Genomic DNA, 26,710 nt, shown 5'->3' on the forward strand with positions numbered 1-26,710 from the left:
AAGCTCAGGTGACCGGGAGGCCCTTCGTGCCGGCGTTCTTCATCGAACGGGTCAATGCCCGGTCGCTGATCCACAGGAAGCACTGCACGCCCCGGTTGCCGTTCTTCCACTCCTGCTCGTACGGCTGGTAGAAGATCGTTCCGACGCGGAAGTCGAGCTGTGAGTTGTCCGGCACCTTCGCGTACTTGGCTGTCAAGGACTGGCAGGCACGGTGCGTCCGCTTGGCGGTGCGGTTGAACTCCGCGTAGCTGATGTCCGGGGCCTGCCAGATCCCGACGAACTCGGCGTGGTGCTTGGCGGTGCAGGAAACCGCCACCATCTCCTCGATCTTGTCCTTGACGAGCTTGGGCTTGAAGCAGCGGTACGCCAGCGGCGCCGCGCCGGTCAGCGCCCCTCGGAGGCTGCCGGTGCGCAGGTCGACGGCGGTGTCGTCGATGCTGGCGATCTCCGCGACGTCGCAGCGGTACCAGCGCGCGCCGCCGGCCCAGGCGGGGTCGGACGGCAGGACGACGGTCAGGCCGAGGCGACCGCTGCGCCGGTCGGCGCCGAGGGCCTTGCTGACCTCGGCCTCGCAGGCGTCCTGCGCGGCCCGCATGCCCGCCGAGCCGGGGGGTGGGGGCGTGTCGCGCTCGGCGGCCGGGCCGGTGAACGTGCCCACGTGCATGGTCTCGACCCGGTGCGACTCGTCGCACCCCATCGGGTTGTAGCCGCTGAGGAAGCCGACCTGCTGGGAGGCGTGGTGGCACACGTTGGCCTCAGGTACGAACTGCTGCGCGGCGACGGGTGCCGGCCAGTCGTCGACGAGGTCCCGGTCGACTCCGGCGGGTGCGCCACAACCAGCGAGGCCCAGGGCCACCGCCGCGCCCCCGGCCACCGCCGCCAACCACCGTCGCATCTCCGACCTCCCGCCGCTGGTGGCCTCCCGCCAGCCCTCAGCCGACCGGTAGCGCCACGGCGCAGCAGCATACGGCACCGTGACTCAGATTGCGGGTAGTCCCTCGGGGCCGGCACCGCGCATGGAGCGGGTGAATTTGCGGTCGTCCGTCCACAGGAAACACCTGACGCCACGGTCACCCTCCTCCCACTCCCGCCGCGACGGTGGGTAGTAGATGGACCCTGCCCGGTACGGCAGGTCGCTGTTGTTCGGTACGGCGGCGTACGTGGCGATCAACTCCATGCAGCGCTGGTGCGCCTGGTCGCCGGAGCGGGCGAACTCCGCCCAGCTCATGTCCTGTTCCTCGTAGACGCCCACGAACTCGGCGCGGTGCGGCTCGGTGCAGAGCACCGGCGCCATGTAGTTGAGGTTGTCGCCGATCAGCTTGGGGTCGAAGCAGCGGTGGAACAGGGGAGCGTCGCCGATCAGCGCGCCGCGCAGGCTGCCGACGCGGTTCACCGGACGGGTGTTGTCGATGCTGTCGGTCTCGGCGAGCTCGCAGCGGAACCAGCGCGCTCCGCCCGACCAGGCCGCGGCCGAGGGCAGCGAGACCGACAGGGTGAGCCGCGCCGTGTGCCAGTCACCGCCGAGCATCTCCCGGGCCCGCTGGTCGCACTCGGCGCGTGCCGCCCGCAGTGCCGCCGAGCCGGGCCCCGGGCGGGCGGGGGCCAGCGCGGCGGGGCCGGTGAAGGTGCCGACGTGGATCGCCTCGGCTAGGTGGCTGCGCGCGCAGTCCACCGTCTCGTACGTGCTTGCCTGCACGATCGAGGTGATCCGGGGTAGGCAGGTGTCGCTGGCCGGTGTGAACGGACGCGGAGCGCTCAGCGCCGGCCAGTCGTCGGTGAGGTCACCGTCCGCGCCTCGCGCGGGCCCGCAGCCGGCCAGCAGTACCGCGGTGACGCCGGCCAGCGCCAGCGCTGCAAGCCACCGTCGCATCGTCCGCCCTCCCGGAGCTGGCGGCCGGTCCCCGCGTCCCGCGGCGAGTCCCCGGCGGGCGTGCAGCCTACGGCACCATCCCCGTTGGAGTGTCGTCGCGTTTCCGTCGATCGGCCAGCCACTGATGTCTGTTCGTCCGGATTTGGTGGTCCGGGTCGCCCAGTTCTGCACTGTTGGTCACCGCCAGGTCACAACGCGCTCCAAGTGGTGCCGCGATGCGGGCAACGGGTGACCGCGTTCGTACACTGGCCCCGTGACCGTACCGCCGCCGATCGTCGCGCCGAGCATCCTGGCCGCCGATTTCGCCCGCCTCGCCGAAGAAGTCCGTGCCGTCGAGGACGCCGCGGACTGGTTGCACGTGGACGTGATGGACAACCATTTCGTGCCGAACCTGACCATCGGGCTCCCCGTGGTGCAGAGCCTGCGTGCCGCCACCACGATGCCGTTCGACGTGCACCTGATGATCGAGGACCCGCGTCGGTGGGCCCCCGGCTACGCCGACGCCGGCGCCTACAACGTCACCTTCCACGCCGAGGCGGCCGACGACCCGGTGGCGCTCGCCAAGGACCTGCGGGCGGCCGGCGCAAAGGCCGGGCTCGCCATCGACCGGGACACGCCGATCGAGCCGTACCTCGACCTGCTGCCCAGCTTCGACACCCTGCTGATCATGACGATCAAGGCCGGCTTCGGCGGGCAGCGGTTCATCCCGCAAATGCTGGACAAGGTCCGCGCCGTGCGCCGGCACGTCGACGCCGGGCACCTGGAGCTGCGCATCGAGGTGGACGGGGGGATCGCCGCCGACACCATCGAGCAGGCCGCTGCCGCCGGCGCCGACGCGTTCGTGGCCGGCACCGCCGTCTACGGGGCCGCCGACCCGGCGGAGGCGGTCCGGCACCTGCGGGCGTTGGCGGAGCGCGCGGCCCCCGGCGCCTGAGGTGGAGCCCGACGGCGACCGTAAGGACGTCATCCTCGTCGTCGACGACGACGAGGACATCGCTCGGTTCGTCGAGTTCAATCTGCGCGTGCACGGCTTCGAGGTGATCCTCGCCAGCGACGGCCAGGAGGCTCTGGACGTCATCGAGCGGGAGCGACCCGACCTGGCGGTGGTCGACCTCATGATGCCCCGGATCGACGGTCTGGAGCTGACCCGGCGGCTGCGCGCCGACCCGATGACCTCCGCCCTGCCGGTGATCATGTTGACGGCCAAGGGGATGACCGTGGACAAGGTCCACGGGCTCAGCGCCGGCGCCGACGACTACCTCGTCAAGCCCTTCGACACCGCCGAGCTGGTGGCCCGGGTCTCCTCGACGCTGCGCCGCAACAAGGAGTTCCGCGAGGTCTCCCCGTTGACCGGGTTGCCCGGCAACAGCAGGATCCGCCGGGAGATCAGCGACCGGGTCCGGCAGGGGGTGGACTACGCGGTCGGCTACGTCGACATCGACAGGTTCAAGAGCGTCAACGACCGGTACGGCTTCGTCCGCGGCGACGACTTCATCTCCACGCTGGCGCGCAGCCTGCACCGAGCGGTGGTGGCGGTCGGGTTGCCGCCGGCCTTCCTCGGCCACGTCGGCGGCGACGACTTCGTCATCGTCTGCACCCCGGGCCAGGTGCGCCCGCTGACCTCCCGGGCGGTTGTCGACTTCGAGAACTCCGCCGACACCCTCTACGACCCCACCGACCGCGAGCGCGGTTTCGTCGAGCTGAAGGACCGCCGGGGCACCATCCGCAGGGCCGCCCTGGTCACCCTCTCCATCGGCGTCTCACTATCCGACGCGGGCAAGCGATTCACCGACCCCCTCGAGGCCATCGCTGTGGCCTCGGAGATGAAGACGGTCGCCAAGAGCCAACCCGGGTCGTACGTCGCTGTGGACCGCCGCCGTGGTGTCCCGTGAGCATGACGAGGCTGTGAAGTAGCTCGCCTGAAGGAAGACGGAACCCCGTCGGCGTGTAAGACTTCGGGGTACCCACCACGCGCTGGCGGGACTCGGTGAAATTCCGAACCGGCGGTGATCCACGGTCCAGACCGTGGTCAGCCCGCGACCCGGACGGCTCTGCCGCCCGGTGGACCTGGTGAAACTCCGGGGCCGACGGTTGGGGGCGGCTCGCCTGCCCCCAGACAGTCCGGATGGGAGACAGCGCGCGGGACGGACGGGTCCGAGCCGGCCGCTGGCTTCAGCGTGCCGTGCCGACCTCCCGGGGGCGGCTGTGCCGTTCCCGGAATCCGCCGCCGCCTGCCCGCGGCCCATGCCGCCTCCCGACCCGCCGCGCGCACTGGCGAGCGAGAGGGCAGGGCGATGGCCAGCGTCTCCGTCGATGAGGCGATGCGGCGTGCGATCGAGCTGGCGGCGCGCGGTCTGGGCACCACAAGCCCCAACCCCGTGGTCGGCTGTGTGCTGCTCGACGCGGACGGCGAGGTCGTCGGCGAGGGCTTCCACGCCTACGCCGGCGGGCCGCACGCCGAGATCGTCGCGCTGGCCCAGGCCGGGCGGCGGGCCAAGGGCGGCACCGCTGTCGTCACACTGGAACCCTGCGACCACACCGGCCGCACCGGCCCCTGTAGCACCGCGCTCGTCCAGGCCGGCGTGGCCCGGGTGGTGATCGCCGTACCCGACCCGAACCCGGTGGCCTCCGGTGGCGCCGCCACGTTGCGCTCCGCCGGGGTCCGTGTCGATCTGGGGGTGCGCGGCGACGAGGCCGAGGCCGGAAACGTCGCCTGGCTGACCTCGATGCGCCGGGGCTGGCCGTACGTCATCTGGAAGTACGCCGCGACTGTGGACGGGCGGTCCGCGGCGGCCGACGGCACCAGCATGTGGATTACCTCGGAGGCGGCCCGGATCGATGTGCACGCGCTGCGCGGCACTGTCGACGCGGTCGTCGCCGGGGTCGGCACCGTGCTCGCCGACGATCCCCGGCTGACAGCCCGCAACCTGCGCGACGGCAGCCTTGCCATCCGGCAGCCGCTGCGCGTGGTGGTGGACAGCTCGGGGCGTACCCCCTCCGACGCCCAGGTCCGCGACGGCGCCGCACGGACGTGGATCGCGACCGCCGCCGAGGTGGGCGCCGGCCCGGACGGCCGGGTCGACCTGCCGGCGCTGCTCGCGGAGCTGCACCGGCGCGGGGTCCGCGCGGTCCTGCTGGAGGGCGGCCCTCGGCTGGCCGGCGCGTTCCTGGCCGCCGGCCTGGTCGACAAGATCGTCGGGTACGTCGCGCCCCGGCTGCTCGGCGCCGGTCCGACCGCCCTCGTCGACGCGGGAGTGACGACCATCGCTGAGGCAATCGATCTGGAGTTCGTCGACGTTACGCAGATCGGTCCGGATCTACGGATAACCGCTTTGCCCCGGAAGAGGGAGGGCTGACATGTTCACCGGCATTGTCGAGGAGTTGGGCGAAATCGTCGGAGTGACGCCGACGGCTGACGATTCGGCGCTCGTCGCCGTACGCGGCCCGCTCGTCACGTCCGACGCCCGGCACGGCGACTCCATCGCCGTCAACGGCGTCTGCCTGACCGTCGTGGAGGCGGCCGACGGCGTCTTCACCGCCGACGTGATGGGTGAGACGCTCCGCCGCTCCGCGCTCGGCGCGCTGCGCGCCGGCGACCCGGTCAACCTGGAGCGGGCCGCCGCGCTGGGCAGCCGCCTCGGCGGGCACCTGGTGCAGGGCCACGTCGACGGCGTCGGCGAGGTGATCTCCCGGGAACCGGCCGAGCAGTGGGAGACGGTCCGGTTCCGGCTGCCCGCCGCCCTGGCGAGGTACGTGGTGGAGAAGGGCTCGATCACCATCGACGGCGTCTCGCTGACCGTGGCCGAGGTGGGCGCGGACGAGTTCGCCGTCGGGCTGATCCCGACCACCCTGAAGCTCACCACCCTCGGCGCGAAGGGCGTCGGCGACCCGGTGAACCTGGAGGTCGACGTGGTGGCCAAGTACGTCGAGCGGCTGCTCGGCGCTCGGCTCACCGACGCCGGGCTGACCGGCAGCACGGGCGGGGTGGCCTGATGGGCCCGCTCGGTTGGCTGCTCGACGCCCAGGTGCAGGTGGCCGGCTCGCCGGTGCTGGTCCGGGAGATCGTCGGCAACGGCTTCGGGCTGCTGTCCGCGCTGCTCGGGCTGCGCCGGGTGGTCTGGGCCTGGCCGGTTGGCATGATCGGCAACGCGCTGCTGCTCACCGTCTTCCTCGGCGGGGTGTTCGCCACCCCGCAGGCCCACGACCTGTACGGGCAGGCCGGCCGGCAGGTGTTCTTCTTCGCGGTGAGCGTCTACGGGTGGTGGCGCTGGCGGCGCAACCGCCGCACCGACGCCGGGCAGGCCGCTGTGGTGCCGCGCTGGGCCACCGGTCGGGAACGCCTGGCGATGCTGCTGGCCGCAGTGGTGGGCACCGCGCTCGCGTATCCGGTGCTCGCCGCCCTGGGCTCGTGGGGCCCGCTGCCGGACGCCTGGATCCTCACCGGCAGCCTGCTGGCCACCTACGGCATGGCTCGCGGCTGGGTGGAGTTCTGGCTGGTCTGGATCGCTGTCGACGCGGTGGGCGTGCCGCTGCTGCTGCGCGGTGGTTTCTACCCGTCGGCCGCCATGTACCTGGTCTACGGCGCCTTCTGCGCCTGGGGTTTCGTCGCCTGGTGGCGCACGTCGCGCGTGACCCGGCCGAGATCCGTACGTCCGCCCACCTACACGGAGGCCGTCGCATGAGCGAGCGCAGCGAGCGAGTCAGCAGGTTCAGCGCGGGGGTGCCTCATGGTGGCACGGAGCGAAGCGGAGTGTCGGCATGAGCGAGCGCAGCGAGCGAGTCAGCAGCTTTGGCAGCATCGAGCAGGCGGTCGCCGATATCGCCGCCGGGCGGCCGGTCGTCGTGGTCGACGACGCCGACCGGGAGAACGAGGGCGACCTGATCTTCGCGGCCGAGCTGGCCACGCAGGAACTGCTGGCGTTCATGGTGCGGTACACCTCCGGGTACGTCTGCGTGCCGTTGACGGAGAGCGAGTGCGACAGGCTCGACCTGCCGCCGATGCACCACACCAACCAGGACCGGCGGGGCACCGCGTACACGGTGACCGTTGATGCCCGGGAGGGTGTCAGCACCGGCATCTCGGCGGCCGACCGCGCGCACACCATCCGGCTGCTGGCAAGCGCGAGCACCGACCCGACCGATCTGGCCCGACCGGGGCACGTGGTGCCGCTGCGAGCCCGCGAGGGTGGGGTGCTGCGCCGGCCGGGGCACACCGAGGCCGCGGTGGACCTGACCCGGCTGGCCGGGCTGCGTCCCGCGGGCGTGCTCTGCGAGCTGGTCAACGACGACGGCACCATGATGCGCCTGCCGGACCTGGAGAAGTTCTCCGCCGAGCACGGGCTCACCCTCGTCACCATCGCCGACCTGGTCGCCTACCGGCGACGTACCGAAAAGCAGGTCGAGCTGGTCGCGGACGCCCGGATGCCCACGCGGCACGGGGTTTTCCGGGCGCTCGGCTACCGCGCCGAGCACGACTCGGCCGAGCACGTGGCGATGGTGCTGGGTGACCTCGGCGACGGCCAGGACGTGCTGGTCCGGGTCCACTCCGAGTGCCTGACCGGGGACGTGTTCGGCTCACTGCGCTGCGACTGCGGCCCGCAGTTGGACGCCGCGCTGGCCCGGGTCGGGCGTGAGGGCCGGGGCGTGGTGCTCTACGTGCGCGGGCACGAGGGGCGCGGCATCGGGCTGCTGCACAAGTTGCAGGCGTACCAGTTGCAGGACCAGGGCCGGGACACTGTGGACGCGAACCTCGACCTGGGTCTGCCTGCCGACGCCCGCGACTACGGCACCGGCGCGCAGATCCTCTACGACCTGGGCGTGCGGTCGATGCGACTGTTGACGAACAACCCCGCCAAGCGGGCCGGTCTGGAGGGCTACGGGCTGACCATCACCGGGCGGGAAGGGTTGCCTGTCGGCGCGCATCCGGAGAACCTGCGCTACCTGCGCACCAAGCGGGACCGGATGGGTCACCTGCTTGACGAGTTGGACGAGATGTCCGAGGCGCCGTTGGGGCGTCCGGTCGTCGACGACGAGATCGGAGCATGACGATGGCGGGTTTCGGTGAGCCGGGAGTCGACGCGGTGGACGCCGCGGGGCTGACCGTCGGGGTGGTGGCCGCCCGGTGGCACGGAGAGCTGACCGACCACATGCTGGAGCGCGCGGTGGCGGCGGCGGAGGCGTGCGGAGCGCGGTCCGTGGTGGCCCGCGTCGCCGGCTCCGTCGAGCTGCCGGTGGTCGCGCAGGCCCTGGCGCGCCGCTGTGACGTGGTGGTCGCGCTCGGCGTGGTGGTGCGCGGCGCCACCGCCCACTTCGACTACGTGTGCCGTTCGGTCACCGACGGTCTGACCCGTGTGGCGTTGGACGAGGGCAAGCCGGTGGCGCACGGTGTGTTGACAGTGGAGACCATCGAGCAGGCCCGGGACCGGGCGGGGCTGCCCGGCTCGGCGGAGGACAAGGGCTGGTCGGCGACGGTGGCGGCGCTCGACGCGGCGCTGGCCGTGCGGAGCGTGGCCACCGGCAACGTCCAGCGGGTCGGCTTCGGCGGCTGACCCGGGGCCGTCACAGGCGGCCGGCTTCGATGATCCGGCGCAGGAACTGCCGGGTACGCGGCTGTGTCGGCTCGCCGAGCACCTGCTCGGGCGGGCCGCTCTCGACGACCCGGCCCGCGTCGAGGAAGCAGACCTCGTCGGCCACCTCCCGGGCGAAGCCCATCTCGTGGGTGGCCAGCACCATTGTCATCCCGTCAGCCTTCAGGTCCCGGATCATCGACAGGACCTCACCGACGAGCTCCGGGTCCAACGCCGAGGTCACCTCGTCGAGAAGCATCAGCCGGGGGGAGTTGGCAAGCGCCCGGACGATCGCCACCCGCTGCTGCTGCCCGCCGGAGAGCCGGTCCGGATAGGCGTGCGCCTTGTCGCCCAGCCCCACCCGGTCGAGCAGGTCCCGCGCCTGAGCCTCGGCGTCGGCCCGATCCCGCCGATGCACCCGCCGGGGCGCGAGGGTGATGTTCTCCAGCACGCTCAGGTGGGGAAACAGGTTGTACGCCTGGAACACCATGCCGATCCGCCGCCGGACCTGGTCGGGGTCCACCCGGGGGTCGGAGATGTCCTCCCCGTCCAGCTCGATGGTGCCGTCGTCGAGGTCCTCCAGCAGGTTCACACACCGCAGCAGTGTCGACTTGCCCGACCCGGAGGCGCCGATCAACGCCACCACCCGGTGCTCGGCGACGGTCAGGTCCAGCCGGTCCAGGACGATGTGGCCGCCGAACTCCTTGCGCAGTCCGCGGCAGCGCAGCAGTTCCACTGTCAGCCTCCCGACTGTCGACGGGCCGAGCGCAGCGTCACCCAGTCGGTGACAGCGATCAGCGGGATCGCCAGCAGCACGAACAGCACCCCGGCCACGACGTACGGCGTGTAGTTGAACGACTGGGCGGTGGCGATCTGGGCGGCGCGTACCGCGTCGATCGGCCCGGCCAGCGAGACCAGCCCGACGTCCTTCTGCAGGGCCACCACGTCGTTGAGCAGCGGTGGGGCCACCCGGCGCACGGCCTGCGGCAGGACGATGTGCCGCATCGTCTGCCGGTAGGTGAGACCCAGCGAGCGGGCCGCGGCGAGCTGGCTGGGGTGCACCGACTCGATGCCGGCCCGGAACACCTCGGCGAGGTAGCCGCCGTAGGTGAGGACCAGCGCGAGCCCGCCGAGCACCAGCACCGGCGGCATGCCCTGCAGGCGCAACCCGGGCACGCCGAGGGTGAGCAGGTACAGCACGATGATCAACGGCAGACCACGGAAGGTGTACGTGTAGCCGGCGGCCAGCGCCCGTACCGGGAAGAAGATCGGCCCGCGCAGCGTGCGCAGCACGGCGATCACCAGCCCGAGCAGTAGGGCGCCCGCCGCGCAGCAGACGAGCAGCCGGACGTTGAGCCACAGCCCGGTCAGCACGGCCGGCAGCGCGTCCCGGGCGATCTCCGGGTCCAGGAACGACTGCCGCACCCGGTCCCAGCCCGGCGCGCCGGTCACCGCCACCACCAGCAGCGTGCCGAGCGCCGCCGTGGAGGAGGCCGCGACCAGCACGCTGTACACGGTCTGCCGGCGGCGGTACGCCGAGCGCCGCAGCTGCGCCTCGGACGGGGTGTGCTCCAGCAGGGTCACCGGAGCTCGGTCGCTCCCGCCACTTGCGCGAGCCACTTGCGCTCCAACTCACCGAGCGCGCCCGCCTCGCTGAGCTGCCCGACCGCGGTGCTCACGCAGGACGTCAGCGGGGAGTTCTTGTCCAGCAGCAGTCCGAACGCCTCGGGCACCCCGACCTGCGGCACCTGCCCGATGACCATCGCGTCGGTGATCTCCGTGCCGGTGATGTAGAAGGCGGTCGGCAGGTCCACCACGAGACCGTCGATCTGCCCGTTCTGCAGGGCCTTCTTGGCGTCGTCGTTGCTGTTGTAGACCTGCGGCTTGGTCGTCGGCTTGACCACGTCGGTGATCGCCTGGTAGCTGGTGGTGCCGACCTGGGCGCCGAGGCGGGCGTCGCGGAGGTCGGCCAGCGAGGTCTTGCCGGCGATCTTCGAGGACTTCAACGCGATGACTGTCTGCCGCACCAGGTAGTACGGCGCGGAGAAGTCGACAGCCTGCTTGCGCTCCTCGGTGATGGAGAACTGGTTGATGTCGAAGTCGAAGCTCTTCGGGCCGGGCGCGATAGCCGTGTCGAACTTGACCCGGGTCCAGGTGACGTCGGCGCGGGCGTAGCCCAACTTTTCGGCCACCGCGTACGCGACGGCGGCCTCGAAGCCCTCACCGTTGTCCGGCTTGTCCTGCCGGAACCACGGCTCGTAGGCGGGCTGGTCGGTGGCGATGGTGAGTTTGCCCGGCGTCCGCGTGGGCAGGCTGTCCTTGGTGCAGGAGCCGGCGGCGGTGACGGTGGGGGTGGGTTCCTCGTCCTGGGGAGCGCATCCGGCGGTGGCGGCGACGACGAAGCCGGCGAGGGTGAGCGCGAGGAGACGTGAGCGGCTGGCCATGGCGGTCAGCGTAGAGGCATCGACAGGCCTGCTTGAAGATCTTCCCACCATCCTGGTGTGGAATTGTTCCCGACGCCGCCCTCCGGGCGTCCGGGAGGTGGACCATTCGGACCCGGGGGCGGTACCCGGCTGGGGCGGCTGGAAGAATCGCCTTCCGTGAAGACGTTCGAGGAGTTGTTCGCCGAGCTGCAGGCCAAGGCCGCTGCCGGCACCCCGGGCTCGGGCACCGTCGCCGCCCTCGACAAGGGTGTGCACTTCATCGGCAAGAAGGTCGTCGAGGAAGCGGCCGAGTCGTGGATGGCCGCCGAGCACGAGGGGCCGGAGCGTACCGCCGAGGAGATCTCCCAGCTGCTCTACCAGGTCCAGGTGCTGATGCTCGCCACCGGTCTCGACCTCAAGGACGTCTACCGACATCTGTGAGTGCGCCCCGTCGTTGATCACATCCGATCTGAAGGAGCACTCCGTCATGCTGCGTGTCGCCATTCCCAACAAGGGCACCCTGGCCGAGCCGGCCGCCCAGATGCTGCGCGAGGCGGGCTACCGCCAGCGCACCGACCCCAAGGACCTCGTCTGCCGCGACGAGGCCAACGACGTCGAATTCTTCTACCTGCGTCCCAAGGACATCGCCACCTACGTCGGCTCCGGTGACCTCGACCTCGGCATCACCGGCCGGGACCTGCTGATCGACTCGGCCGCACCGGCCGAGGAGGTCGTCGACCTCGCGTTCGGCCGGGCCACCTTCCGCTTCGCCGCCCGCCCTGACGACATCGCCTCCGTGCAGGATCTCGGCGGGCACCGGGTCGCCACCGCGTACCCGGGGCTTGTCGAGCGGCACCTCAGCGAGCTTGGCGTCAAGGCCGACGTGATCCGCCTCGACGGCGCTGTCGAGAACGCCGTCCGACTCGGCGTCGCCGACGTCGTCGCCGACGTGGTGGAGACCGGCGCCACACTGCGTCAGGCCGGCCTTGTGGTGTTCGGCGAGCCACTGCTGCGCTCGTCGGCCGTGCTGGTCCGCCGGGCCGGCGCGCCGTCGCACGCACAGGCCGAGCAGTTGCTGCGCCGCCTGCACGGCGTGCTGGTAGCCCGCCGCTACGTGATGCTCGCCTACGACGTACCGGCCGGTCTGCTGGACCGCGCCAGCGGCCTGACCCCCGGCATCGAGTCGCCCACAGTGTCGCCGCTGCACCGCGAGGGCTGGGTGGCCGTGCAGGCAATGGTGCTCCGCGACGACGTCCACCGGATCATGGACGAGCTGTACGAGTTGGGCGCCCGCGCGATCCTCGTCACGAACATCCACGCCTGCCGCCTCTGACCCGCCTCTGACCCGCCGGCTGGGGTCCGCCGTCGGCGGGACGATCACACTCGATCCAGGATGTAGTGGCCTCCCGGTGCCACCGAGCCCACTGCATCCTGTTTCGAGCACGATCATCGCTGCGCCTGCGGTGGTCGGCCCGCCGCGGGTGGCTCGACGGGTGGCTGTGGCGACGCTCGGCGGGTGGTGCGGTCGTCGCCCTGAGGTGGGTGGCAGACTGGTGAGGTGAGTGAAACAGAGCTGGTCCGCCTGAAGCCCCGCCGCATCCGGGTGGTCTGCTGGTCTGCGGCGGTCGCCCTGGTGGTGGTGTTCGGGGCCGTCGCCACATCGCTGAGCGGCCCGACAGGCAACGGCTACGGCACCTTCCAGCGCGGCGATCAGCTCGCCATGGTCGGCCTGGGCGTGTTCGGCGCGCTGGGCTTCCTGCTCTTCACCCGCCCACGGGTGGAGGCCGACGCCCACGGCGTGCGGGTGCGTAACGTCATCAGCTCGTACCAGCTGCCCTGGGAGGTCATCCGGGGTGTCCGCTTCGACCGGGGCGCGCCCTGGGCCAGCCTGGAGCTGCACGACGACGATCTGCTGCCGCTTATCGCCCTTCAGGCCGCCGACAAGGAGTCGGCCGTCGAGGGCGTCCGCGCCCTGCGCCGACTGCACGAGGCGCACAAGTCCCGTCTCGCCGAGCGCGCCGACCGCTAGAAGCCGCCTCGCTGACCGATCGCGCGGTCAGCCTCCAGCTCCGCCTACCGCTGGCCGGGGGAGCGGCGCGCGGAGGGCGTGCCCGGTTTGGGGGTGACCAGGGCGGCGGTGTAGTCTTGTCAAGTCGACCAGGCTGTCTCCGCATGCGAGCAGGCAGCCACGAAAGCGGAGCGCCTGCTCCCACCCGAGTCGCCGCTACGGTGGCCGGGTCCGGTCCCCGATTCCGGGCATGTCCCGGCGTCGGATGCGCGATCCTGTGATCGTGCCGACCGGTCGAGCGGGCCCTGGCATATGCCGGGGCCTTCTGCTTTCCAGGATGACCCCCACCCGGGGGCCGCAGGGGTCGGCACTGAGCAGAAACGACTCGAGGAGGCCCCATCAGCGTCGAACCACGCGTGAACGAGCAGATCCGGGCACGTGAGGTCCGACTGGTCGGCCCCGAGGGTGAGCAGGTGGGCATCGTCCCGCTGGAGCGCGCCCTTCAGCTGGCCGCGGACGTCGATCTGGACCTGGTCGAGGTTGCGCCGATGGCGCGCCCGCCGGTGTGCAAGCTCATGGACTTCGGCAAGTTCAAGTACGAGAGCGCACTCAAGGCGCGCGAAGCGCGGCGTAACCAGCAGCAGACCGTCATCAAGGAAATGAAGCTTCGGCCGAAGATCGACCCGCACGACTACGAGACCAAGAAGGGTCACGTGGTGCGGTTCCTCAAGGCGGGCGACAAGGTCAAGGTGACGATCATGTTCCGCGGTCGCGAGCAGAGCCGCCCTGAGCTGGGTTACCGGCTCCTGCGTCGGCTCGAATCGGAGATCACGGAACTGGGATACGTCGAGGCCGCTCCCAAGCAGGACGGCCGAAACATGATCATGGTTCTCGCTCCGCATCGGGCCGTCAAGGCCTCCGCGGTCGCCGCTACGGCGTCCCGTGGTGCACCTCGGGAGCGGGCAGGGGACGAGTCTGCCCCGGCAGCCGACGAGACCGCAGCGGCGGGCGAGACCGCAGCAGCCGTGGACAGCGGCACCGCCGCCGACACCAGCGGCCAGTAACAGGGGAGAAGACGTTCCACATGCCGAAGATGAAGAGCCACACGGGTATGGGTAAGCGGGTCAAGGTCACCGGCAAGGGCAAGATCGTTGCCCAGCAGGCCGGCCTTCGCCACAACCTGGAGAAGAAGCCCTCCACCCAGACCCGCCGGCTGACCGGCACGGTCGTGCTGGCCAAGGCCGACGTCAAGCGCATCAAGAAGCTGCTCGGCCGCTGACGCGCGCCACCTTTACGTAATAAGGAGTTGAGATGGCACGCGTCAAGCGGGCTGTGAACGCCCAGAAGAAGCGTCGTACCCTGCTGGAGACCGCGAGCGGTTACCGCGGTCAGCGCTCCCGGCTGTACCGCAAGGCCAAGGAGCAGGTGCTGCACTCGATGCAGTACGCCTACCGGGACCGTCGTGACCGCAAGGGCGACTTCCGGCAGCTGTGGATCCAGCGGATCAACGCGGGTGCCCGTGCGAACGGGATGACCTACAACCGCCTGATCCAGGGCCTGCGTCTGGCCGGCATCGAGGTCGACCGCAAGATCCTGGCCGACATGGCTGTCAACGACGCCGCTTCCTTCGCGGCGATCGTGGAGCTGGCCCGGGCTGCGGTCACGGCCGAGGGCACCGGCGGCGCGGCGGCTCAGGCCGCCTGATCCCCACGCACCAGAGCGAGGCGTCTCCTGTGTCGGCACCGCCGTCCGGGGGGCGCCTCAATCGTGCCGGAGGAGCCCACACCATGGCCTTCACCCCGCGTACCCCAAGGGTTGTCGCCGCCCGCCGCTTGCAGCGCCGCCGGGACCGCGACGCCGCCGGCCGGTTCCTGGCCGAGGGGCCGCAGGCGGTCCGCGAGGCACTCGCGCGGCCGGGGGTGGTCACCGAGTTGTTCGGTACGCCCGCAGCCCTCGACCGGCACCCGGAGCTGGCCGCCACGGCGGCCCGCGCCGACGTGCCCGTCTCCGAGGTGACCGACGACGCCCTCGCCGCGCTGGCCGAGACCGTCGCCCCGCAGGGTCTGGTCGCCGTGTGCCGGCACCTGGACGTGCCGCTGGAGCAGGCCCTCGCCAGCGCGCCGCGCCTGGTGGCGGTGCTCGCCGAGATCCGCGACCCGGGCAACGCCGGCACCGTGCTGCGCACCGCCGACGCCGCCGGGGCCGGCGCGGTGATCTTCGCGGGCGACGCCGTCGACCCGTACAACGGCAAGTGCGTGCGAGCCTCCGCCGGCAGCCTCTTCCACGTCGACGTGGTCCGCGCGCCCAACCCGGTCGCCGTTGTCGACGCGCTGCGCGCCGCCGGGCTGTCGATCTTCGCCACCACGGGGTACGGCGACAGCGATCTCGACGATCTTACCGACTACGGGCGGCTCGTCGGGCCCACCGCCTGGCTGTTCGGCTCGGAGGCGCACGGTCTGCCCGAGGAGTTGACAGCCACCGCCGACGCCCGCGTGCGGGTGCCGCTGTACGGGCGCGCCGAGAGCCTCAACCTGGCTGCCGCCGCGGCGGTCTGCCTGTACGCTTCAGCGAGAGCGCAGCGCTGATGGTGACCACACCCGGCGCGACCGACCGCAGGGGAGAGCCTCACTCGATGAACGCGCAACGGCGTTCGTTTAGCCAGCCCGCCGGTGTCGGCGGGCGGCGGGCCTGACCTGCTCCCTGCGTAACTCCTACCGGCGGGCTGCGGCACAGCCGCGCGTCCGTAGACTCGCCTAGCCGCCCCGGTGAGGGCTGGCGCCGCCGTGAGGGAGTGCCCGTACGCCATGAGCTACCGCAACGATCCGTACGACCCGAAGCAGGTCGCCCTGCTCGACCCGACCGCCCTGGCCGAGGCCGTCGCCGACGCCACGAAGGCGTTCGAGGCCGCCGCCGACCCGGACGCGTTGACCGCGCTGCGCCCCGCGCACCTCGGTGACCGGTCCCCGGTGTCCCTCGCGCGCCGGGAGATCGGCGCGCTGCCGCCGGCTGCGAAGTCCGACGCCGGTAAGCGGGTAAACGAGGCCCGCCGCGCCATCGAGGCCGCCTACGCCGAGCGCGCCGAGGTGGTGGAGCGCGAGCAGGCCGAGCGGGTGCTGGTCGAGGAACGGGTGGACGTCACACTGCCGTACGCCCGGCGTCCGCGTGGTGCCCGGCATCCGCTGAGCACCCTCATGGAGTCGATAAGTGATCTCTTCGTCGGGATGGGCTACGAGGTGGCCGAGGGCCCCGAGGTCGACCTGGAGTGGGTCAACTTCGACGCGCTGAACATCCCCGCCGACCACCCGGCGCGAGGGCTGATGGACACCTTCCACATCGCACCGCAGGGCTCGGGCCTTGTTCTACGAACGCACACGTCGACGGTGCAGACCCGCACGATGCTCAGCCGTAAGCCGCCGATCTACGTGATCGTGCCTGGCCGCGTCTACCGCACCGACGAGATCGACGCCACCCACAGCCCGGTGTTCCACCAGGCCGAGGGCCTGGTTGTCGACAAGGGCATCACGATGGCGCACCTGCGGGGCACGCTCGACCACTTCGCCCGCGCCATGTTCGGCCCGGAGGCCAAGACCCGGTGGCGGCCGCACTACTTCCCGTTCACCGAGCCGTCGGCGGAGTTCGACGTGTGGTTCCCCGAGCACCGCGACGGTCCGCAGTGGGTCGAGTGGGGCGGCTGCGGCATGGTCAACCCCCGGGTGCTGCGCGCCTGCGGCGTCGACCCGGAGGTCTACTCCGGGTTCGCCTTCGGCATGGGCATCGACCGGACCCTGATGATCCGGCACGGGGTCAGCGACATCCGCCACCTCTTCGAGGGCGACGTGCGGTTCAGCCGGGCGTTCGGGACCGGAGCGTAGGGCGATGCGGGTACGAGACACGGGAACGGTGGTCTGAAGTCATGCGAGTTTCTGTCAGCTGGCTGCGGGAGTACGTCGACCTGCCCGCCGACCTGCCGACCGGCGACCTGGAGCAGGCTCTTGTCGACCTCGGCATCGAGGTCGAGTCCGTCGTGGACCTGCGCGAGTCGGTCACCGGTCAGCTCGTCGTCGGTGAGGTCCGCGAGATCGAGGAGCTCACCGGCTTCAAGAAGCCGATCCGGTTCTGCCGCGTCGACGTGGGTCACGCCAACGGCACCGGTGAGCCGCAGGAGATCGTCTGCGGGGCGCGCAACTTCGCCGTCGGCGACCGGGTGGTGGTGATCCTGCCCGGCGGTGTGCTGCCTGGCGGGTTCGCCATCGGCGCGCGCAAGACGTACGGGCACAACTCGGCGGGCATGATCTGCTCGGCGAAGGAGCTGGGCCTGGGCGACGACCACTCCGGCATCATCGTGCTGCCGCCGGACGTGGCCGCCAAGCCGGGCGACGACGCGCGGCCGGTGGTCGGCCTCGACGACGTGGTGTTCGACCTGGAGATCACCCCGGACCGGGGGTACGCGCTGAGCCTTCGCGGCCTGGCTCGGGAGCTGTCGCACGCCTTCGACGTGCCACTGCGCGATCCGGCCCTGGTGCCGGCGCCGCGTGGCACCGAGACGCCGGCGTACCCGGTGGAGGTGCGCGACCCGGTCGGCTGCGACCGGTTCACCGCCCGCCTGGTCCGCGGCGTCGACCCGACCGCGCCCACCCCGTCGTGGATGCAGCAGCGGCTCGTCACCGCAGGCATCCGCAGCATCTCCCTGCCTGTCGACATCACCAACTACGTGATGTTGGAGCTGGGCCAGCCGATGCACGCCTTCGACGCCGACCGGATAGCCGGGCCGCTCGTGGTCCGCCGCGCCGTGCCGGGGGAGAAGCTGACCACCCTCGACGGCGTCGACCGGGTGCTCGCCGCCGACGACATGGTGATCTGCGACGCCGGGCTGCCCAGCGCCGTGGCGGGCGAGGGCGCCGGCACGCCGATCTCCCTCGCGGCGGTGATGGGCGGGGAGACCAGCGAGGTCGTCGCCGGCACCACAAACGTGCTCTTCGAGGCGGCGCACTGGGACCCGGCGATGGTCGGGCGGACGGCCCGCCGGCACAAGCTGTTCAGCGAGGCCGCCAAGCGCTGGGAGCGGGGCGTCGACCCAGCCGTGGCGCTCGTCGCGCTGGAGCGGGCCGTACGCCTGCTCACCGAGCACGGCGGCGGCACACCGAGCGCGGAGATCCTGGACATCGACCACGTCCGTCCGCGTACCCCGATCAGCCTGCCGGCGGATCTGCCCACCCGGCGGATCGGCGTCGAGTACCCGCCGGCGCGGGTGGTCGCCCTCCTGGAGCGGGTCGGTTGCACCGTCGCGCAGGGCGCGGACCGGTTGGCCGAGGACCCGGGAGCGGTCGGCACGGCCAGCGGTGCCGGCGTGGCGCTCAGCGTCACCCCGCCGTCGTGGCGGCCCGATCTCACCGACCCGGCCGACCTGGTCGAGGAGGTCGTCCGCCTCGACGGGTACGACAAGGTGCCGTCGGTGCTGCCCACCGCGCCACCCGGACGCGGCCTGACCCCGCGCCAGCGTCGGCGCCGGGCGGTCGCCCTGTCGCTTGCTGCGCGGGGGTACGTCGAGGTGCTCGCGCACCCGTTCGTGTCGCCGCAGCTGGCGGACCTGCTCGGCCTGCCGGCCGACGACCCGCGCCGACCTGCGGTGCGGCTGGCCAACCCGCTGTCGGACGAGGAGCCGCTGCTGCGCACCACGCTGCTCGGCCCGCTGCTCGGCATCCTCAAGCGCAACATCGGTCGGGGTCACCGCGACCTGGCGCTCTACGAGATCGGTGCGGTCTTCCACCCGCGCCGGGACGCCGGCAGCCCGCCGGAGATGGGTGTGGACCGGCGTCCCACCGACGCCGAGTTCGCCGCCGCCGACGCTGTGGTGCCGGCGCAGCCCGTGCACGCGGCAGTGGTGCTCGCCGGTGAGGCGGACCCGGCCGGATGGTGGGGTCCGGGCCGGCCGGCCGGCTGGGCGGACGCCATCGAGGCGGCCCGGGACACGCTGGCCGCCGCCGGTATCCCCGACGAGTGGGTCGAGGTGCGTGCCGCCGAACACGCCCCGTGGCACCCCGGCCGCTGCGCCGAGCTGCGGGTCGACGGCGTGGTCGTCGGGCACGCCGGTGAGCTGCACCCGACAGTGGTGGCGGCGTTGGAGCTGCCCCGGCGTATCTGCGCCATGGAGTTGAGCCTCGACGCGTTGCCAGTGGCCCCGGTGACGCCCGCCCCGGCGGTGTCCGGCTTCCCGCCAGCGCTGATCGACGTGGCCCTTGTGGTGGACGAGTCGGTGCCGGCGGAGCAGGTGCGCCGGGCGCTGGAGGCCGGCGCGGGGGAGCTGCTGGAGGACGTGCGGCTCTTCGACGTGTACTCCGGCGCGCAGCTCGGCGAGGGTCGCCGGTCGCTTGCGTACAAGCTCACGTTCCGCGCACCGGACCGGACGCTGACTGTCGAGGAAGCGGTAGCAGCCCGCGACGCGGCGGTAGCAGTAGCAACAGAACGCCTAGGAGCAACCCTCCGCGGAGCGTAACCCCCACCTCACCCCTCGCGATCTTGCAGTTTGTGTCGCTGATCTGCACCCGTTGTCCGCTATGCGGGGGCGGTAACTGCAAGATCGCGGGGGTTGGGGCCGTTCTTACATCACCATGCATACCGTTGTATTAAGTTGCAGGTGACCTGCACCGCTGCTAGCCTTCGTTGCATAGTCATGCGGAGGTGGGTATGGGGATTCGAGTCGCGGTCGCCGGGGCGAGCGGTTACGCCGGAGGTGAGCTGCTGCGCCTGATCGCCGGGCATCCGGAGTTCGACCTTGTCGCCGCCACCGCCCACAGCCAGGCCGGGCACCGCGTCGACGTGGCGCACCCGCAGCTCATCGGGCTCGACCTGGTGTTCGGCGCGACCGACCCGGCGATCCTGGCCGACGCGGACCTGGTCTTCCTGGCCCTGCCGCACGGCGAGTCGGCGACCCTCGCGGCCCAGCTCCCGCCGGAGGTGCGCGTCGTCGACCTGGGCGCCGACCACCGGCTCGCCGACCCGTACGCCTGGGCGCAGTACTACGGCGGCACCCACGCCGGCCAGTGGACCTACGGCCTGCCCGAGCTGCCCGGCCAGCGGGAGCTGATCGCCTCCTCCACCCGGGTCGCCAACACCGGCTGCTACGCCGCCGCGATCACCCTGGCGCTCGCGCCGCTGATCGCCGACGGCGCGGCCAACCCGGCGGACGTGGTGGTCGTCGCCGCCTCCGGCACGTCCGGGGCGGGCCGGGCGGCGAAGCCGCACCTGCTGGCCAGCGAGGTGCTGGGTGACCTGTCGCCGTACCGGGTGGGCACCCACCAGCACGTGCCGGAGATCAAGCAGGCCACCGGGGCGACGAGCTTGTCGTTCACTCCCGTTCTGGCGCCGATGCCGCGCGGCATCCTGGCCACTGTCACCGCCGTGCCGGCGCGCGGTGTCGACCCGCAGCAGGTGCTGGCGCAGGCGTACGCCGACGCGCCGTTCGTGCACGTGCTCCCGGAGGGCAGGTGGCCGCACACCGGCGCCACGCTGGGGTCGAACTCCTGCCACCTGCAAGCCACAGTGGACGCCGACTCCGGCCGGCTGATCGTGCTCAGCGCCCTGGACAACCTGGGCAAGGGCGCCGCCGGCCAGGCCGTGCAGAACGCCAACCTGATGCTCGGCCTGCCGGAGACGACGGGCCTGTCGATCTGGGGAGTTGCACCATGAGTGTCACCACCCCTCGTGGGTTCCGGGCGGCCGGGGTGGCCGCCGGTCTGAAGGCCAGCGGCGGTGCGGACGTCGCGCTGGTGGTCAACGACGGCCCGGACGCCGGTGTCGCGGGCGTCTTCACCACCAACCGGGTGAAGGCCGCGCCGGTGCTCTGGACCCAGCAGGTCGTGCAGGGCGGTGTGGTCCGCGCTGTGGTGCTCAACTCCGGTGGGGCCAACGCCTGCACCGGCCCGGCCGGCTTCCAGGACACGCATGCCACCGCCGAGCACACCGCCGCCGCGTTGACCTCGGTCAGCCCGCGGTTGATTCTCGGGGCCGGTGAGGTGGCGGTCTGCTCGACCGGCCTGATCGGTGAGCGGCTGCCGATGCCGAAGCTGCTGCCGGGCGTCCGATCGGCGATCCGTGAGCTGTCCCGTGACGGCGGAGTGGCCGCCGCCGAGGCGATCATGACCACGGACACGCGGGCGAAGACGACAGTGGCCCAGGGCAGCGGCTGGACGGTCGGCGGGATGGCGAAGGGCGCGGGGATGCTCGCGCCGGGCATGGCCACCATGTTGTGCGTGCTGACCACCGATGCGGTAGCGGGGCCTGCCGTGCTGGACGAGGCGCTGCGCGCTGCCACCCGGGTCAGCTTCGACAGGGTCGACTCCGATGGCTGCATGTCGACGAACGACACGGTGCTGCTGCTGTCCAGCGGCGCCAGTGGCATCGAGCCGACACCGGCCGAGTTGGCCGCCGCGGTCACCGCGGCCTGTCACGACCTGGCCCAACAACTGGTCGCCGACGCCGAGGGCGCCACCAAGCAGATCGCCATCGACGTTGTCGGCGCGGCCGACGAGGACGACGCGGTCGAGGTGGGCCGGTCGGTGGCGCGCAACAACCTGGTCAAGACCGCGCTGTTCGGCAACGACCCGAACTGGGGCCGGATCCTCGCCGCGGTCGGCACCACCGCTGCCGCGTTCGACCCGGACGAGGTGGACGTGGCCGTCAACGGGGTGTGGGTGTGTCGGGGCGGCGCTGCCGCCGAGGACCGGTCGAAGGTCGACCTGACCGGCCGGGACGTGACCATCCGGATCAACCTGCACGCCGGTACGGCGGAGGCGACGATCTGGACCAACGACCTGTCCCACGCGTACGTACACGAGAATTCGGCCTACTCCACGTGAGCGCGAGGAACGCAGCGCAGCGGAGTCCCGCAGTCGCGAACGAAAAGGCAGGCTCGGTGAGCGCGAGGAACGCAGCGCAGCGGAGTCCCGCAGTCGCGAACGAAAGGCTGGCCCGGTGAGTCTCAGCACCGATCTCACCCGCGCCCAGGTCAAGGCGGAGACGCTCATCGAGGCGTTGCCGTGGCTGGCGCGCTTCTCCGGCTCCACTGTGGTCATCAAGTACGGCGGCAACGCCATGACCGACCCCGCGTTGCAGCAGGCGTTCGCCGCCGACATGGTTTTTCTGCGCTACGCCGGTCTCAAGCCTGTGGTGGTGCACGGCGGTGGTCCGCAGATCTCCGCCATGCTGGGCCGGTTGGGCATCGCCAGCGAATTCCGCGGTGGCCTGCGGGTGACCACCGCCGAGGCGATGGACGTGGTCCGAATGGTGCTCGTCGGGCAGGTCGGCCGCGAGCTGGTCGGGTTGATCAACTCGCATGGCCCGTTCGCTGTGGGCCTCTCCGGTGAGGACGCCCGGCTGTTCACGGCGGTGCGCCGCCCGGCGTACGTGGATGGGCTGCCTGTCGACGTGGGTCAGGTCGGGGACGTCGAGTCGGTCGACGTGTCGGCGGTGACCGACCTCATCGAGGCGGGCCGGATTCCGGTGATCTCCACTGTGGCGCCGGACGTCGACGGGGTGCTGCACAACCTCAACGCGGACACCGCCGCCGCCGCGCTGGCGATCGCGCTGCAGGCCCGCAAGCTCGTCGTGCTCACCGACGTGGCGGGCCTGTACGCCGACTGGCCGGACACCACGAGCCTGATCTCGGAGATCGCCGCGGACGACCTGGCCAAGCTGCTGCCCAGCCTGGAGTCGGGGATGGTGCCGAAGATGGAGGCGTGTCTGCGAGCGGTCCGTGGGGGAGTGCCCGCGGCGCACGTCGTCGACGGCCGGGTGGCGCACTCCACTCTGCTGGAGGTCTTCACCTCGGAAGGGTTCGGAACGATGGTGGTGCCGGAAGACGGGACGGGCGGAGCATGAGCAGCCTGGCGCAACGCTGGACGCAGTCGATGATGGACAACTACGGCACGCCGCCGCTGGCGCTGGTGTCCGGCTCGGGTGCCGTGGTGGTCGACGACGCCGGCCGGGAATATCTGGATCTGGTCGGCGGGATCGCTGTGAACGCGCTCGGGCACGCCCACCCGGCGGTGGTGGCCGCCGTGTCGAAGCAGGTCGCCACCCTCGGGCACGTCTCCAACCTCTACATCGCCGAGCCGCCTGTCGCTCTCGCGGAGCTGCTGCTGGCGCTCGCCGGTCGATCGGGCCGGGTGTTCTTCGCCAATTCGGGCGCGGAGGCGAACGAGGCCGCGTTCAAAATCTCCCGGCGCACCGGGCGCAGTCACGTGGTGGCCACCAACGGCGGGTTCCACGGCCGCACCATGGGCGCCCTCGCGTTGACCGGGCAGCCGGCCAAGGCCGATCCGTTCCGGCCGCTGCCCGGTGACGTGACCCACGTCGACTACGGCGACGTGGCCGCTCTCGAAGCTGCGGTCACCGACGCCACCGCGATGGTGATCCTGGAGCCGATCCAGGGCGAGAACGGTGTGGTGGTTCCGCCGGCCGGCTATCTCACCGCGGCCCGGCGGATCACCGACCGGCACGGCGCGCTGCTGGTGCTCGACGAGGTGCAGACCGGCATCGGGCGTACCGGCCACTGGTTCGCCCACCAGGCCGAGGGCGTGGAGCCGGACGTGATCACCCTGGCCAAGGGGCTCGGTGGAGGCCTGCCGCTCGGCGCCACGCTCGCCTTCGGCCGGGCCGCCGACCTGCTCACCCCCGGCTCGCACGGTACGACCTTCGGTGGCAACCCGGTCAGCTGCGCCGCCGCGCTCGCCGTGGTGTCGACAATCGCCCATGAAGGGCTGCTCGACCACGTCAAGCGGGTGGGGGAGCGGCTGCGCCGGGGGATCGAGGCGCTGGGGCATCCGCTTGTCGGCGACGTACGCGGGGCCGGGTTGCTGCTCGGTGTGGTGCTCACCGCGCCGGTGGCGGCGGCGCTCGCCGCGTCGCTGCGGGAGGCCGGCTTCCTGGCCAACCCGGTGCAGCCGGGCGTGCTGCGGCTCGTACCGCCGCTGATCCTCACGGCCGACCAGGCCGACGCCTTCGTGGCTGCCCTGCCCGCCGCCCTGGCCGCGGCGACGCCGACCGGCGCGGACCCGGCCCGACCGGGGTCCGAGACGCCCGGGATTCCGGCGCCGCTGACCTCACCCACCACGACCAGTACGGGGACGACCGCATGATCCGGCACTTCCTGCGCGACGACGACATTTCGCCCGCCGAGCAGTCCACTGTGCTGGACCTGGCGGCGCGGATGAAGGCCGACCGGTTCGGCCACCGGCCGCTTGCCGGCCCGCGTTCGGTGGCGGTGCTCTTCGACAAGCAGAGCCTGCGGACGCGGTTCTCGTTCGACGTCGGCATCGCCGAGTTGGGCGGGCATCCGCTCGTCGTGGACACCCAGGTCACCCACTTCGGCCGGGGCGAGACCCTCATCGACGCCGGGCGGGTGTTGTCCCGCTACGTCGTCGCGATCGTGCTGCGTACCCACGGCGACGACCGGATCGCCGAGGTAGCGGCGGGGGCGAGCGTCCCGGTGGTGAACGCGCTCACCGACGGTTTCCACCCCTGCCAGTTGCTTGCCGACCTGCTCACCATCCGCGAGCGGTGTGGTGGCACCGCTGGCCGCACCCTGACCTACGTGGGGGACGGCGCGAACAACATGGCGCAGTCGTACCTGTTGGCCGGTGCGATGGCCGGGATGCACGTGCGGATCGCCGGGCCGGAGGGTTTCGTCCCGGATCCGGACGTCGTGGCGCGGGCGGCGGAGATCGCCGTCGGCACCGGCGGGTCGGTGCGGGTCCTGACCGACCCGGTCCAGGCGGTACGCGACGCCGACGTGGTGGCCACCGACACGTGGACGTCGATGGGGCAGGAGGCCGACGGGTTGGACCGGATCACCCCGTTCCTGCCGTACCAGGTGAACAAGGAACTACTCGGCCAGGCCGCGCCGGACGCCGTCGTGCTGCACTGCCTGCCCGCGCACCGTGGCGAGGAGATCACCGACGAGGTGCTCGACGGGCCGCAGAGCGCGGTCTTCGACCAGGCGGAGAACCGGCTGCACGCCCAGAAGGCGCTCCTGACGTTCCTCCTGAACGCGAACGCGAACGCCGCCGACAAGGCGGCCGCCGACACCGATGCCGCCGTGACCAGCGCGACCGGGATGACGCGGTGACCGCCCCGCTGACCCGCGCAGCCCGGCACGCCCGCATCGTGGAGCTGATCCGCGACCGGGCCGTCCGTTCGCAGACCGAGCTGGCCGACCTGCTCGCCGCCGACGGGGTCGGTGTCACCCAGGCCACCCTCTCGCGGGACCTGGAGGAGCTGGGCGCGGTCAAGGTGCGCGGCGGCGACGGCCCCGCCGTCTACCTGATCCCCGAGGACGGCCACCGGCCGCTGCGCGACGCCGAGGCCGCTCCGGCCCGCCTGGTGCGGCTGCTGCGCGAACTGCTCAACGGCGTCGACTCCAGCGGCAACATCGCCGTGCTGCGTACCCCGCCGGGCGCGGCCCAGTACCTGGCCAGCGCGTTGGACCGGGCGGGTCTGCCCGAGATCGTCGGCACCATCGCCGGCGACGACACCATCCTCGTCGTGGCCCGCGAGGCCTCAGGCGGGGCCGCGCTCGGTGAGAAGCTCAGCGGTTGGGCCCGCCGGGACGACACCGTGGAAGGGAACACAGCATGACCGAGCGGGTCGTCCTCGCGTACTCCGGAGGGTTGGACACCTCCGTTGCCATTCCCTATCTGGCCGAGCAGACCGGCGCCGAGGTGATCGCTGTGGCGGTCGACGTCGGGCAGGGCGGTGAGGACCTCGACGCGATTCGGCAGCGGGCGCTCGACTGCGGCGCCGCCGAGGCCGAGGTGGTCGACGCGCGCGACGAGTTCGCCGCCGAATACTGTGTGCCGGCGATCCGGGCGAATGCCCTCTACATGGACCGCTACCCGCTGGTCTCGGCGCTGTCCCGGCCGCTGATCGTCAAGCACCTGGTGGCGGCGGCGCGTCAGCACGGCGGCACGATCGTGTCGCACGGCTGCACCGGCAAGGGCAACGACCAGGTCCGGTTCGAGGTGGGCCTGAACGCGCTCGCCCCCGACCTGAAGATCATCGCCCCGGCGCGGGACTTCGCGTGGACGCGCGACAAGGCCATCGCGTTCGCCGAGGAGAAGGGCCTGCCGATCGACGTGTCGGCCAAGTCCCCGTACTCGATCGACCAGAACCTGTGGGGCCGCGCCGTGGAGACGGGCTTCCTGGAGGACATCTGGAACGCCCCGATCGAGGACCTCTACTCGTACACCGAGGACCCGGCGCAGAGCCGCGACCCGGACGAGGTCGTGATCACCTTCGACGGTGGCGTGCCGGTGGCACTCGACGGCGAGACCGTCACCCCGTACCAGGCGATCCGGGAGCTGAACCGCCGCGCCGGCGCGCACGGCGTGGGCCGGCTCGACATGGTCGAGGACCGCCTCGTCGGCATCAAGAGCCGCGAGGTGTACGAGGCGCCCGGCGCCATCGCTTTGATCACCGCCCACCAGGAGTTGGAGGCGGTGACAGTGGAGCGGGACCTGGCCCGGTTCAAGAAGGGCGTCGACCAGCGGTGGGGTGAGCTGGTCTACGACGGCCTGTGGTTCTCGCCGCTGAAGGACTCGCTTGACGCGTTCATCGACGACGCGCAGCGGCACGTGAGCGGCGAGGTGCGCATGACGCTGCACGGCGGTCGTGCCACGGTGACCGGCCGGCGCTCCGAGGCGAGCCTGTACGACTTCGGGCTGGCCACGTACGACACCGGGGACACGTTCGACCAGTCCCTGGCGAAGGGTTTCGTGCAGCTTTGGGGGCTGCCGAGTGGAATGGCCGCGGCGCGTGACGCCCGGCTGGGCGGGTGACGAGCATGGGG

General features: G+C 71.8%; 28 protein-coding genes. 23 read left to right on the forward strand and 5 right to left on the reverse strand.

Annotated elements, in window-relative coordinates:
• Positions 1-4: 4 nt before the first annotated feature.
• A complete protein-coding gene (locus ADK66_RS14015) occupies positions 5-895 on the reverse strand; it encodes a septum formation family protein (RefSeq protein WP_053655479.1) in 891 nt (296 codons plus the stop codon).
• Positions 896-979: 84 nt separating this feature from the next.
• A complete protein-coding gene (locus ADK66_RS14020) occupies positions 980-1,870 on the reverse strand; it encodes a septum formation family protein (protein ID WP_053655480.1) in 891 nt (296 codons plus the stop codon).
• A gap of 253 nt (positions 1,871-2,123) precedes the next feature.
• Between ADK66_RS14020 and rpe the strand changes: the two genes are divergently transcribed.
• The 7 genes from rpe (at position 2,124) to ribH (ending at position 8,418) form a co-directional block, all read left to right on the forward strand.
• Positions 2,124-2,804 carry a ribulose-phosphate 3-epimerase gene (rpe, locus tag ADK66_RS14025; RefSeq protein ID WP_053655481.1) on the forward strand — a complete coding sequence of 227 codons (681 nt, stop codon included), beginning with the start codon at positions 2,124-2,126 and terminating at the stop codon, positions 2,802-2,804.
• Position 2,805: 1 nt separating this feature from the next.
• The gene (locus ADK66_RS14030; protein WP_053655482.1) at positions 2,806-3,762 is read left to right on the forward strand and encodes a response regulator; all 957 of its coding nucleotides are present in this window, start codon (positions 2,806-2,808) and stop codon (positions 3,760-3,762) included.
• A 402-nt stretch (positions 3,763-4,164) separates the two neighbouring features.
• Positions 4,165-5,226 (forward strand): bifunctional diaminohydroxyphosphoribosylaminopyrimidine deaminase/5-amino-6-(5-phosphoribosylamino)uracil reductase RibD, encoded by a 1,062-nt coding sequence (gene ribD / locus ADK66_RS14035; RefSeq protein WP_053655483.1) that lies wholly within the window; start codon positions 4,165-4,167, stop codon positions 5,224-5,226.
• 1 nt (position 5,227) lies between these two features.
• Positions 5,228-5,863 carry a riboflavin synthase gene (locus ADK66_RS14040; protein ID WP_053655484.1) on the forward strand — a complete coding sequence of 212 codons (636 nt, stop codon included), beginning with the start codon at positions 5,228-5,230 and terminating at the stop codon, positions 5,861-5,863.
• Positions 5,863-6,552, forward strand: a complete 690-nt coding sequence (gene pnuC, locus ADK66_RS14045) for a nicotinamide riboside transporter PnuC (RefSeq protein WP_053655485.1) — start codon at positions 5,863-5,865, stop codon at positions 6,550-6,552. The genes ADK66_RS14040 and pnuC overlap by 1 nt, the downstream gene beginning before the upstream one ends.
• Positions 6,553-6,628: 76 nt before the next feature.
• Positions 6,629-7,915, forward strand: coding sequence for a bifunctional 3,4-dihydroxy-2-butanone-4-phosphate synthase/GTP cyclohydrolase II (locus tag ADK66_RS14050; protein WP_053655486.1), 1,287 nt, complete (start codon positions 6,629-6,631; stop codon positions 7,913-7,915).
• Between the two features lie 2 nt (positions 7,916-7,917).
• Positions 7,918-8,418 carry a 6,7-dimethyl-8-ribityllumazine synthase gene (ribH, locus tag ADK66_RS14055; RefSeq protein WP_053655487.1) on the forward strand — a complete coding sequence of 167 codons (501 nt, stop codon included), beginning with the start codon at positions 7,918-7,920 and terminating at the stop codon, positions 8,416-8,418.
• Between the two features lie 10 nt (positions 8,419-8,428).
• Here ribH and ADK66_RS14060 read toward each other — a convergent pair whose 3' ends face one another.
• The 3 genes from ADK66_RS14060 to ADK66_RS14070 are packed head-to-tail and all read right to left on the reverse strand — an operon-like array spanning position 8,429 to position 10,880.
• The gene (locus ADK66_RS14060; RefSeq protein ID WP_053655488.1) at positions 8,429-9,172 is read right to left on the reverse strand and encodes an amino acid ABC transporter ATP-binding protein; all 744 of its coding nucleotides are present in this window, start codon (positions 9,170-9,172) and stop codon (positions 8,429-8,431) included.
• A gap of 2 nt (positions 9,173-9,174) precedes the next feature.
• Positions 9,175-10,020, reverse strand: coding sequence for an amino acid ABC transporter permease (locus ADK66_RS14065; RefSeq protein ID WP_053655489.1), 846 nt, complete (start codon positions 10,018-10,020; stop codon positions 9,175-9,177).
• Complete coding sequence (locus ADK66_RS14070; RefSeq protein WP_053655490.1) at positions 10,017-10,880, reverse strand: transporter substrate-binding domain-containing protein; 864 nt, start codon at positions 10,878-10,880, stop codon at positions 10,017-10,019. The genes ADK66_RS14065 and ADK66_RS14070 overlap by 4 nt, the downstream gene beginning before the upstream one ends.
• A gap of 138 nt (positions 10,881-11,018) precedes the next feature.
• On the opposite strand from ADK66_RS14070, the gene ADK66_RS14075 reads away from it, so the two are divergent.
• From ADK66_RS14075 to ADK66_RS14150, 16 genes are all read left to right on the forward strand, one after another.
• On the forward strand, positions 11,019-11,300 hold the full coding sequence (locus tag ADK66_RS14075) for a phosphoribosyl-ATP diphosphatase (RefSeq protein WP_197281520.1): 282 nt from the start codon (positions 11,019-11,021) through the stop codon (positions 11,298-11,300).
• A gap of 46 nt (positions 11,301-11,346) precedes the next feature.
• Entirely contained in the window at positions 11,347-12,192 is an 846-nt protein-coding gene (hisG, locus tag ADK66_RS14080) for an ATP phosphoribosyltransferase (protein ID WP_053655492.1), read from the forward strand.
• Between the two features lie 225 nt (positions 12,193-12,417).
• Entirely contained in the window at positions 12,418-12,888 is a 471-nt protein-coding gene (locus ADK66_RS14085) for a PH domain-containing protein (RefSeq protein ID WP_053655493.1), read from the forward strand.
• A gap of 395 nt (positions 12,889-13,283) precedes the next feature.
• Positions 13,284-13,931, forward strand: coding sequence for a translation initiation factor IF-3 (gene infC, locus ADK66_RS14090; protein ID WP_053655494.1), 648 nt, complete (start codon positions 13,284-13,286; stop codon positions 13,929-13,931).
• 20 nt (positions 13,932-13,951) lie between these two features.
• Positions 13,952-14,146 (forward strand): 50S ribosomal protein L35, encoded by a 195-nt coding sequence (gene rpmI / locus ADK66_RS14095; protein ID WP_007458415.1) that lies wholly within the window; start codon positions 13,952-13,954, stop codon positions 14,144-14,146.
• Positions 14,147-14,178: 32 nt separating this feature from the next.
• Positions 14,179-14,571, forward strand: a complete 393-nt coding sequence (rplT, locus tag ADK66_RS14100) for a 50S ribosomal protein L20 (protein ID WP_007458417.1) — start codon at positions 14,179-14,181, stop codon at positions 14,569-14,571.
• Positions 14,572-14,654: 83 nt separating this feature from the next.
• Positions 14,655-15,452, forward strand: coding sequence for an RNA methyltransferase (locus tag ADK66_RS14105; protein WP_053655495.1), 798 nt, complete (start codon positions 14,655-14,657; stop codon positions 15,450-15,452).
• A 219-nt stretch (positions 15,453-15,671) separates the two neighbouring features.
• Positions 15,672-16,739: a phenylalanine--tRNA ligase subunit alpha gene (gene pheS, locus ADK66_RS14110; RefSeq protein WP_053655496.1), complete on the forward strand. Its 1,068-nt coding sequence runs from the start codon at positions 15,672-15,674 to the stop codon at positions 16,737-16,739.
• 41 nt (positions 16,740-16,780) lie between these two features.
• A complete protein-coding gene (gene pheT / locus ADK66_RS14115; RefSeq protein WP_053655497.1) occupies positions 16,781-19,360 on the forward strand; it encodes a phenylalanine--tRNA ligase subunit beta in 2,580 nt (859 codons plus the stop codon).
• Between the two features lie 191 nt (positions 19,361-19,551).
• Positions 19,552-20,553, forward strand: a complete 1,002-nt coding sequence (gene argC, locus ADK66_RS14120; protein ID WP_053655498.1) for an N-acetyl-gamma-glutamyl-phosphate reductase — start codon at positions 19,552-19,554, stop codon at positions 20,551-20,553.
• Positions 20,550-21,722, forward strand: a complete 1,173-nt coding sequence (argJ, locus tag ADK66_RS14125) for a bifunctional glutamate N-acetyltransferase/amino-acid acetyltransferase ArgJ (RefSeq protein ID WP_053655499.1) — start codon at positions 20,550-20,552, stop codon at positions 21,720-21,722. Before argC ends, argJ begins: the two co-directional genes overlap by 4 nt.
• Before the next feature lie 115 nt (positions 21,723-21,837).
• Positions 21,838-22,743, forward strand: a complete 906-nt coding sequence (gene argB / locus ADK66_RS14130; RefSeq protein WP_053655500.1) for an acetylglutamate kinase — start codon at positions 21,838-21,840, stop codon at positions 22,741-22,743.
• The gene (locus tag ADK66_RS14135) at positions 22,740-24,002 is read left to right on the forward strand and encodes an acetylornithine transaminase (RefSeq protein ID WP_053655501.1); all 1,263 of its coding nucleotides are present in this window, start codon (positions 22,740-22,742) and stop codon (positions 24,000-24,002) included. The genes argB and ADK66_RS14135 overlap by 4 nt, the downstream gene beginning before the upstream one ends.
• Positions 23,999-24,991, forward strand: a complete 993-nt coding sequence (gene argF, locus ADK66_RS14140; protein ID WP_053655502.1) for an ornithine carbamoyltransferase — start codon at positions 23,999-24,001, stop codon at positions 24,989-24,991. The genes ADK66_RS14135 and argF overlap by 4 nt, the downstream gene beginning before the upstream one ends.
• The gene (locus tag ADK66_RS14145) at positions 24,988-25,500 is read left to right on the forward strand and encodes an arginine repressor (protein ID WP_053655503.1); all 513 of its coding nucleotides are present in this window, start codon (positions 24,988-24,990) and stop codon (positions 25,498-25,500) included. The genes argF and ADK66_RS14145 overlap by 4 nt, the downstream gene beginning before the upstream one ends.
• On the forward strand, positions 25,497-26,699 hold the full coding sequence (locus ADK66_RS14150; protein ID WP_053655504.1) for an argininosuccinate synthase: 1,203 nt from the start codon (positions 25,497-25,499) through the stop codon (positions 26,697-26,699). Before ADK66_RS14145 ends, ADK66_RS14150 begins: the two co-directional genes overlap by 4 nt.
• Positions 26,700-26,710 lie beyond the last annotated feature (11 nt).

The sequence above is a fragment of the Micromonospora sp. NRRL B-16802 genome, from assembly GCF_001279555.1.
GTDB classification, from domain to species: domain Bacteria; phylum Actinomycetota; class Actinomycetes; order Mycobacteriales; family Micromonosporaceae; genus Micromonospora; species Micromonospora profundi.

Bases quoted from the DNA above. Each gene is read 5' to 3' on its own strand.
- ADK66_RS14015 (WP_053655479.1), bottom strand. From the start codon at position 895: ATGCGACGGTGGTTGGCGGCGGTGGCCGGGGGCGCGGCGGTGGCCCTG.
- ADK66_RS14020 (WP_053655480.1), bottom strand. From the start codon at position 1,870: ATGCGACGGTGGCTTGCAGCGCTGGCGCTGGCCGGCGTCACCGCGGTA.
- ribD (WP_053655483.1), top strand. From the start codon at position 4,165: ATGGCCAGCGTCTCCGTCGATGAGGCGATGCGGCGTGCGATCGAGCTG.
- ADK66_RS14040 (WP_053655484.1), top strand. From the start codon at position 5,228: ATGTTCACCGGCATTGTCGAGGAGTTGGGCGAAATCGTCGGAGTGACG.
- pnuC (WP_053655485.1), top strand. From the start codon at position 5,863: ATGGGCCCGCTCGGTTGGCTGCTCGACGCCCAGGTGCAGGTGGCCGGC.
- ADK66_RS14050 (WP_053655486.1), top strand. From the start codon at position 6,629: ATGAGCGAGCGCAGCGAGCGAGTCAGCAGCTTTGGCAGCATCGAGCAG.
- ribH (WP_053655487.1), top strand. From the start codon at position 7,918: ATGGCGGGTTTCGGTGAGCCGGGAGTCGACGCGGTGGACGCCGCGGGG.
- ADK66_RS14070 (WP_053655490.1), bottom strand. From the start codon at position 10,880: ATGGCCAGCCGCTCACGTCTCCTCGCGCTCACCCTCGCCGGCTTCGTC.
- hisG (WP_053655492.1), top strand. From the start codon at position 11,347: ATGCTGCGTGTCGCCATTCCCAACAAGGGCACCCTGGCCGAGCCGGCC.
- rpmI (WP_007458415.1), top strand. From the start codon at position 13,952: ATGCCGAAGATGAAGAGCCACACGGGTATGGGTAAGCGGGTCAAGGTC.
- rplT (WP_007458417.1), top strand. From the start codon at position 14,179: ATGGCACGCGTCAAGCGGGCTGTGAACGCCCAGAAGAAGCGTCGTACC.
- ADK66_RS14105 (WP_053655495.1), top strand. From the start codon at position 14,655: ATGGCCTTCACCCCGCGTACCCCAAGGGTTGTCGCCGCCCGCCGCTTG.
- pheS (WP_053655496.1), top strand. From the start codon at position 15,672: ATGAGCTACCGCAACGATCCGTACGACCCGAAGCAGGTCGCCCTGCTC.
- pheT (WP_053655497.1), top strand. From the start codon at position 16,781: ATGCGAGTTTCTGTCAGCTGGCTGCGGGAGTACGTCGACCTGCCCGCC.
- argC (WP_053655498.1), top strand. From the start codon at position 19,552: ATGGGGATTCGAGTCGCGGTCGCCGGGGCGAGCGGTTACGCCGGAGGT.
- argJ (WP_053655499.1), top strand. From the start codon at position 20,550: ATGAGTGTCACCACCCCTCGTGGGTTCCGGGCGGCCGGGGTGGCCGCC.
- ADK66_RS14135 (WP_053655501.1), top strand. From the start codon at position 22,740: ATGAGCAGCCTGGCGCAACGCTGGACGCAGTCGATGATGGACAACTAC.
- argF (WP_053655502.1), top strand. From the start codon at position 23,999: ATGATCCGGCACTTCCTGCGCGACGACGACATTTCGCCCGCCGAGCAG.
- ADK66_RS14150 (WP_053655504.1), top strand. From the start codon at position 25,497: ATGACCGAGCGGGTCGTCCTCGCGTACTCCGGAGGGTTGGACACCTCC.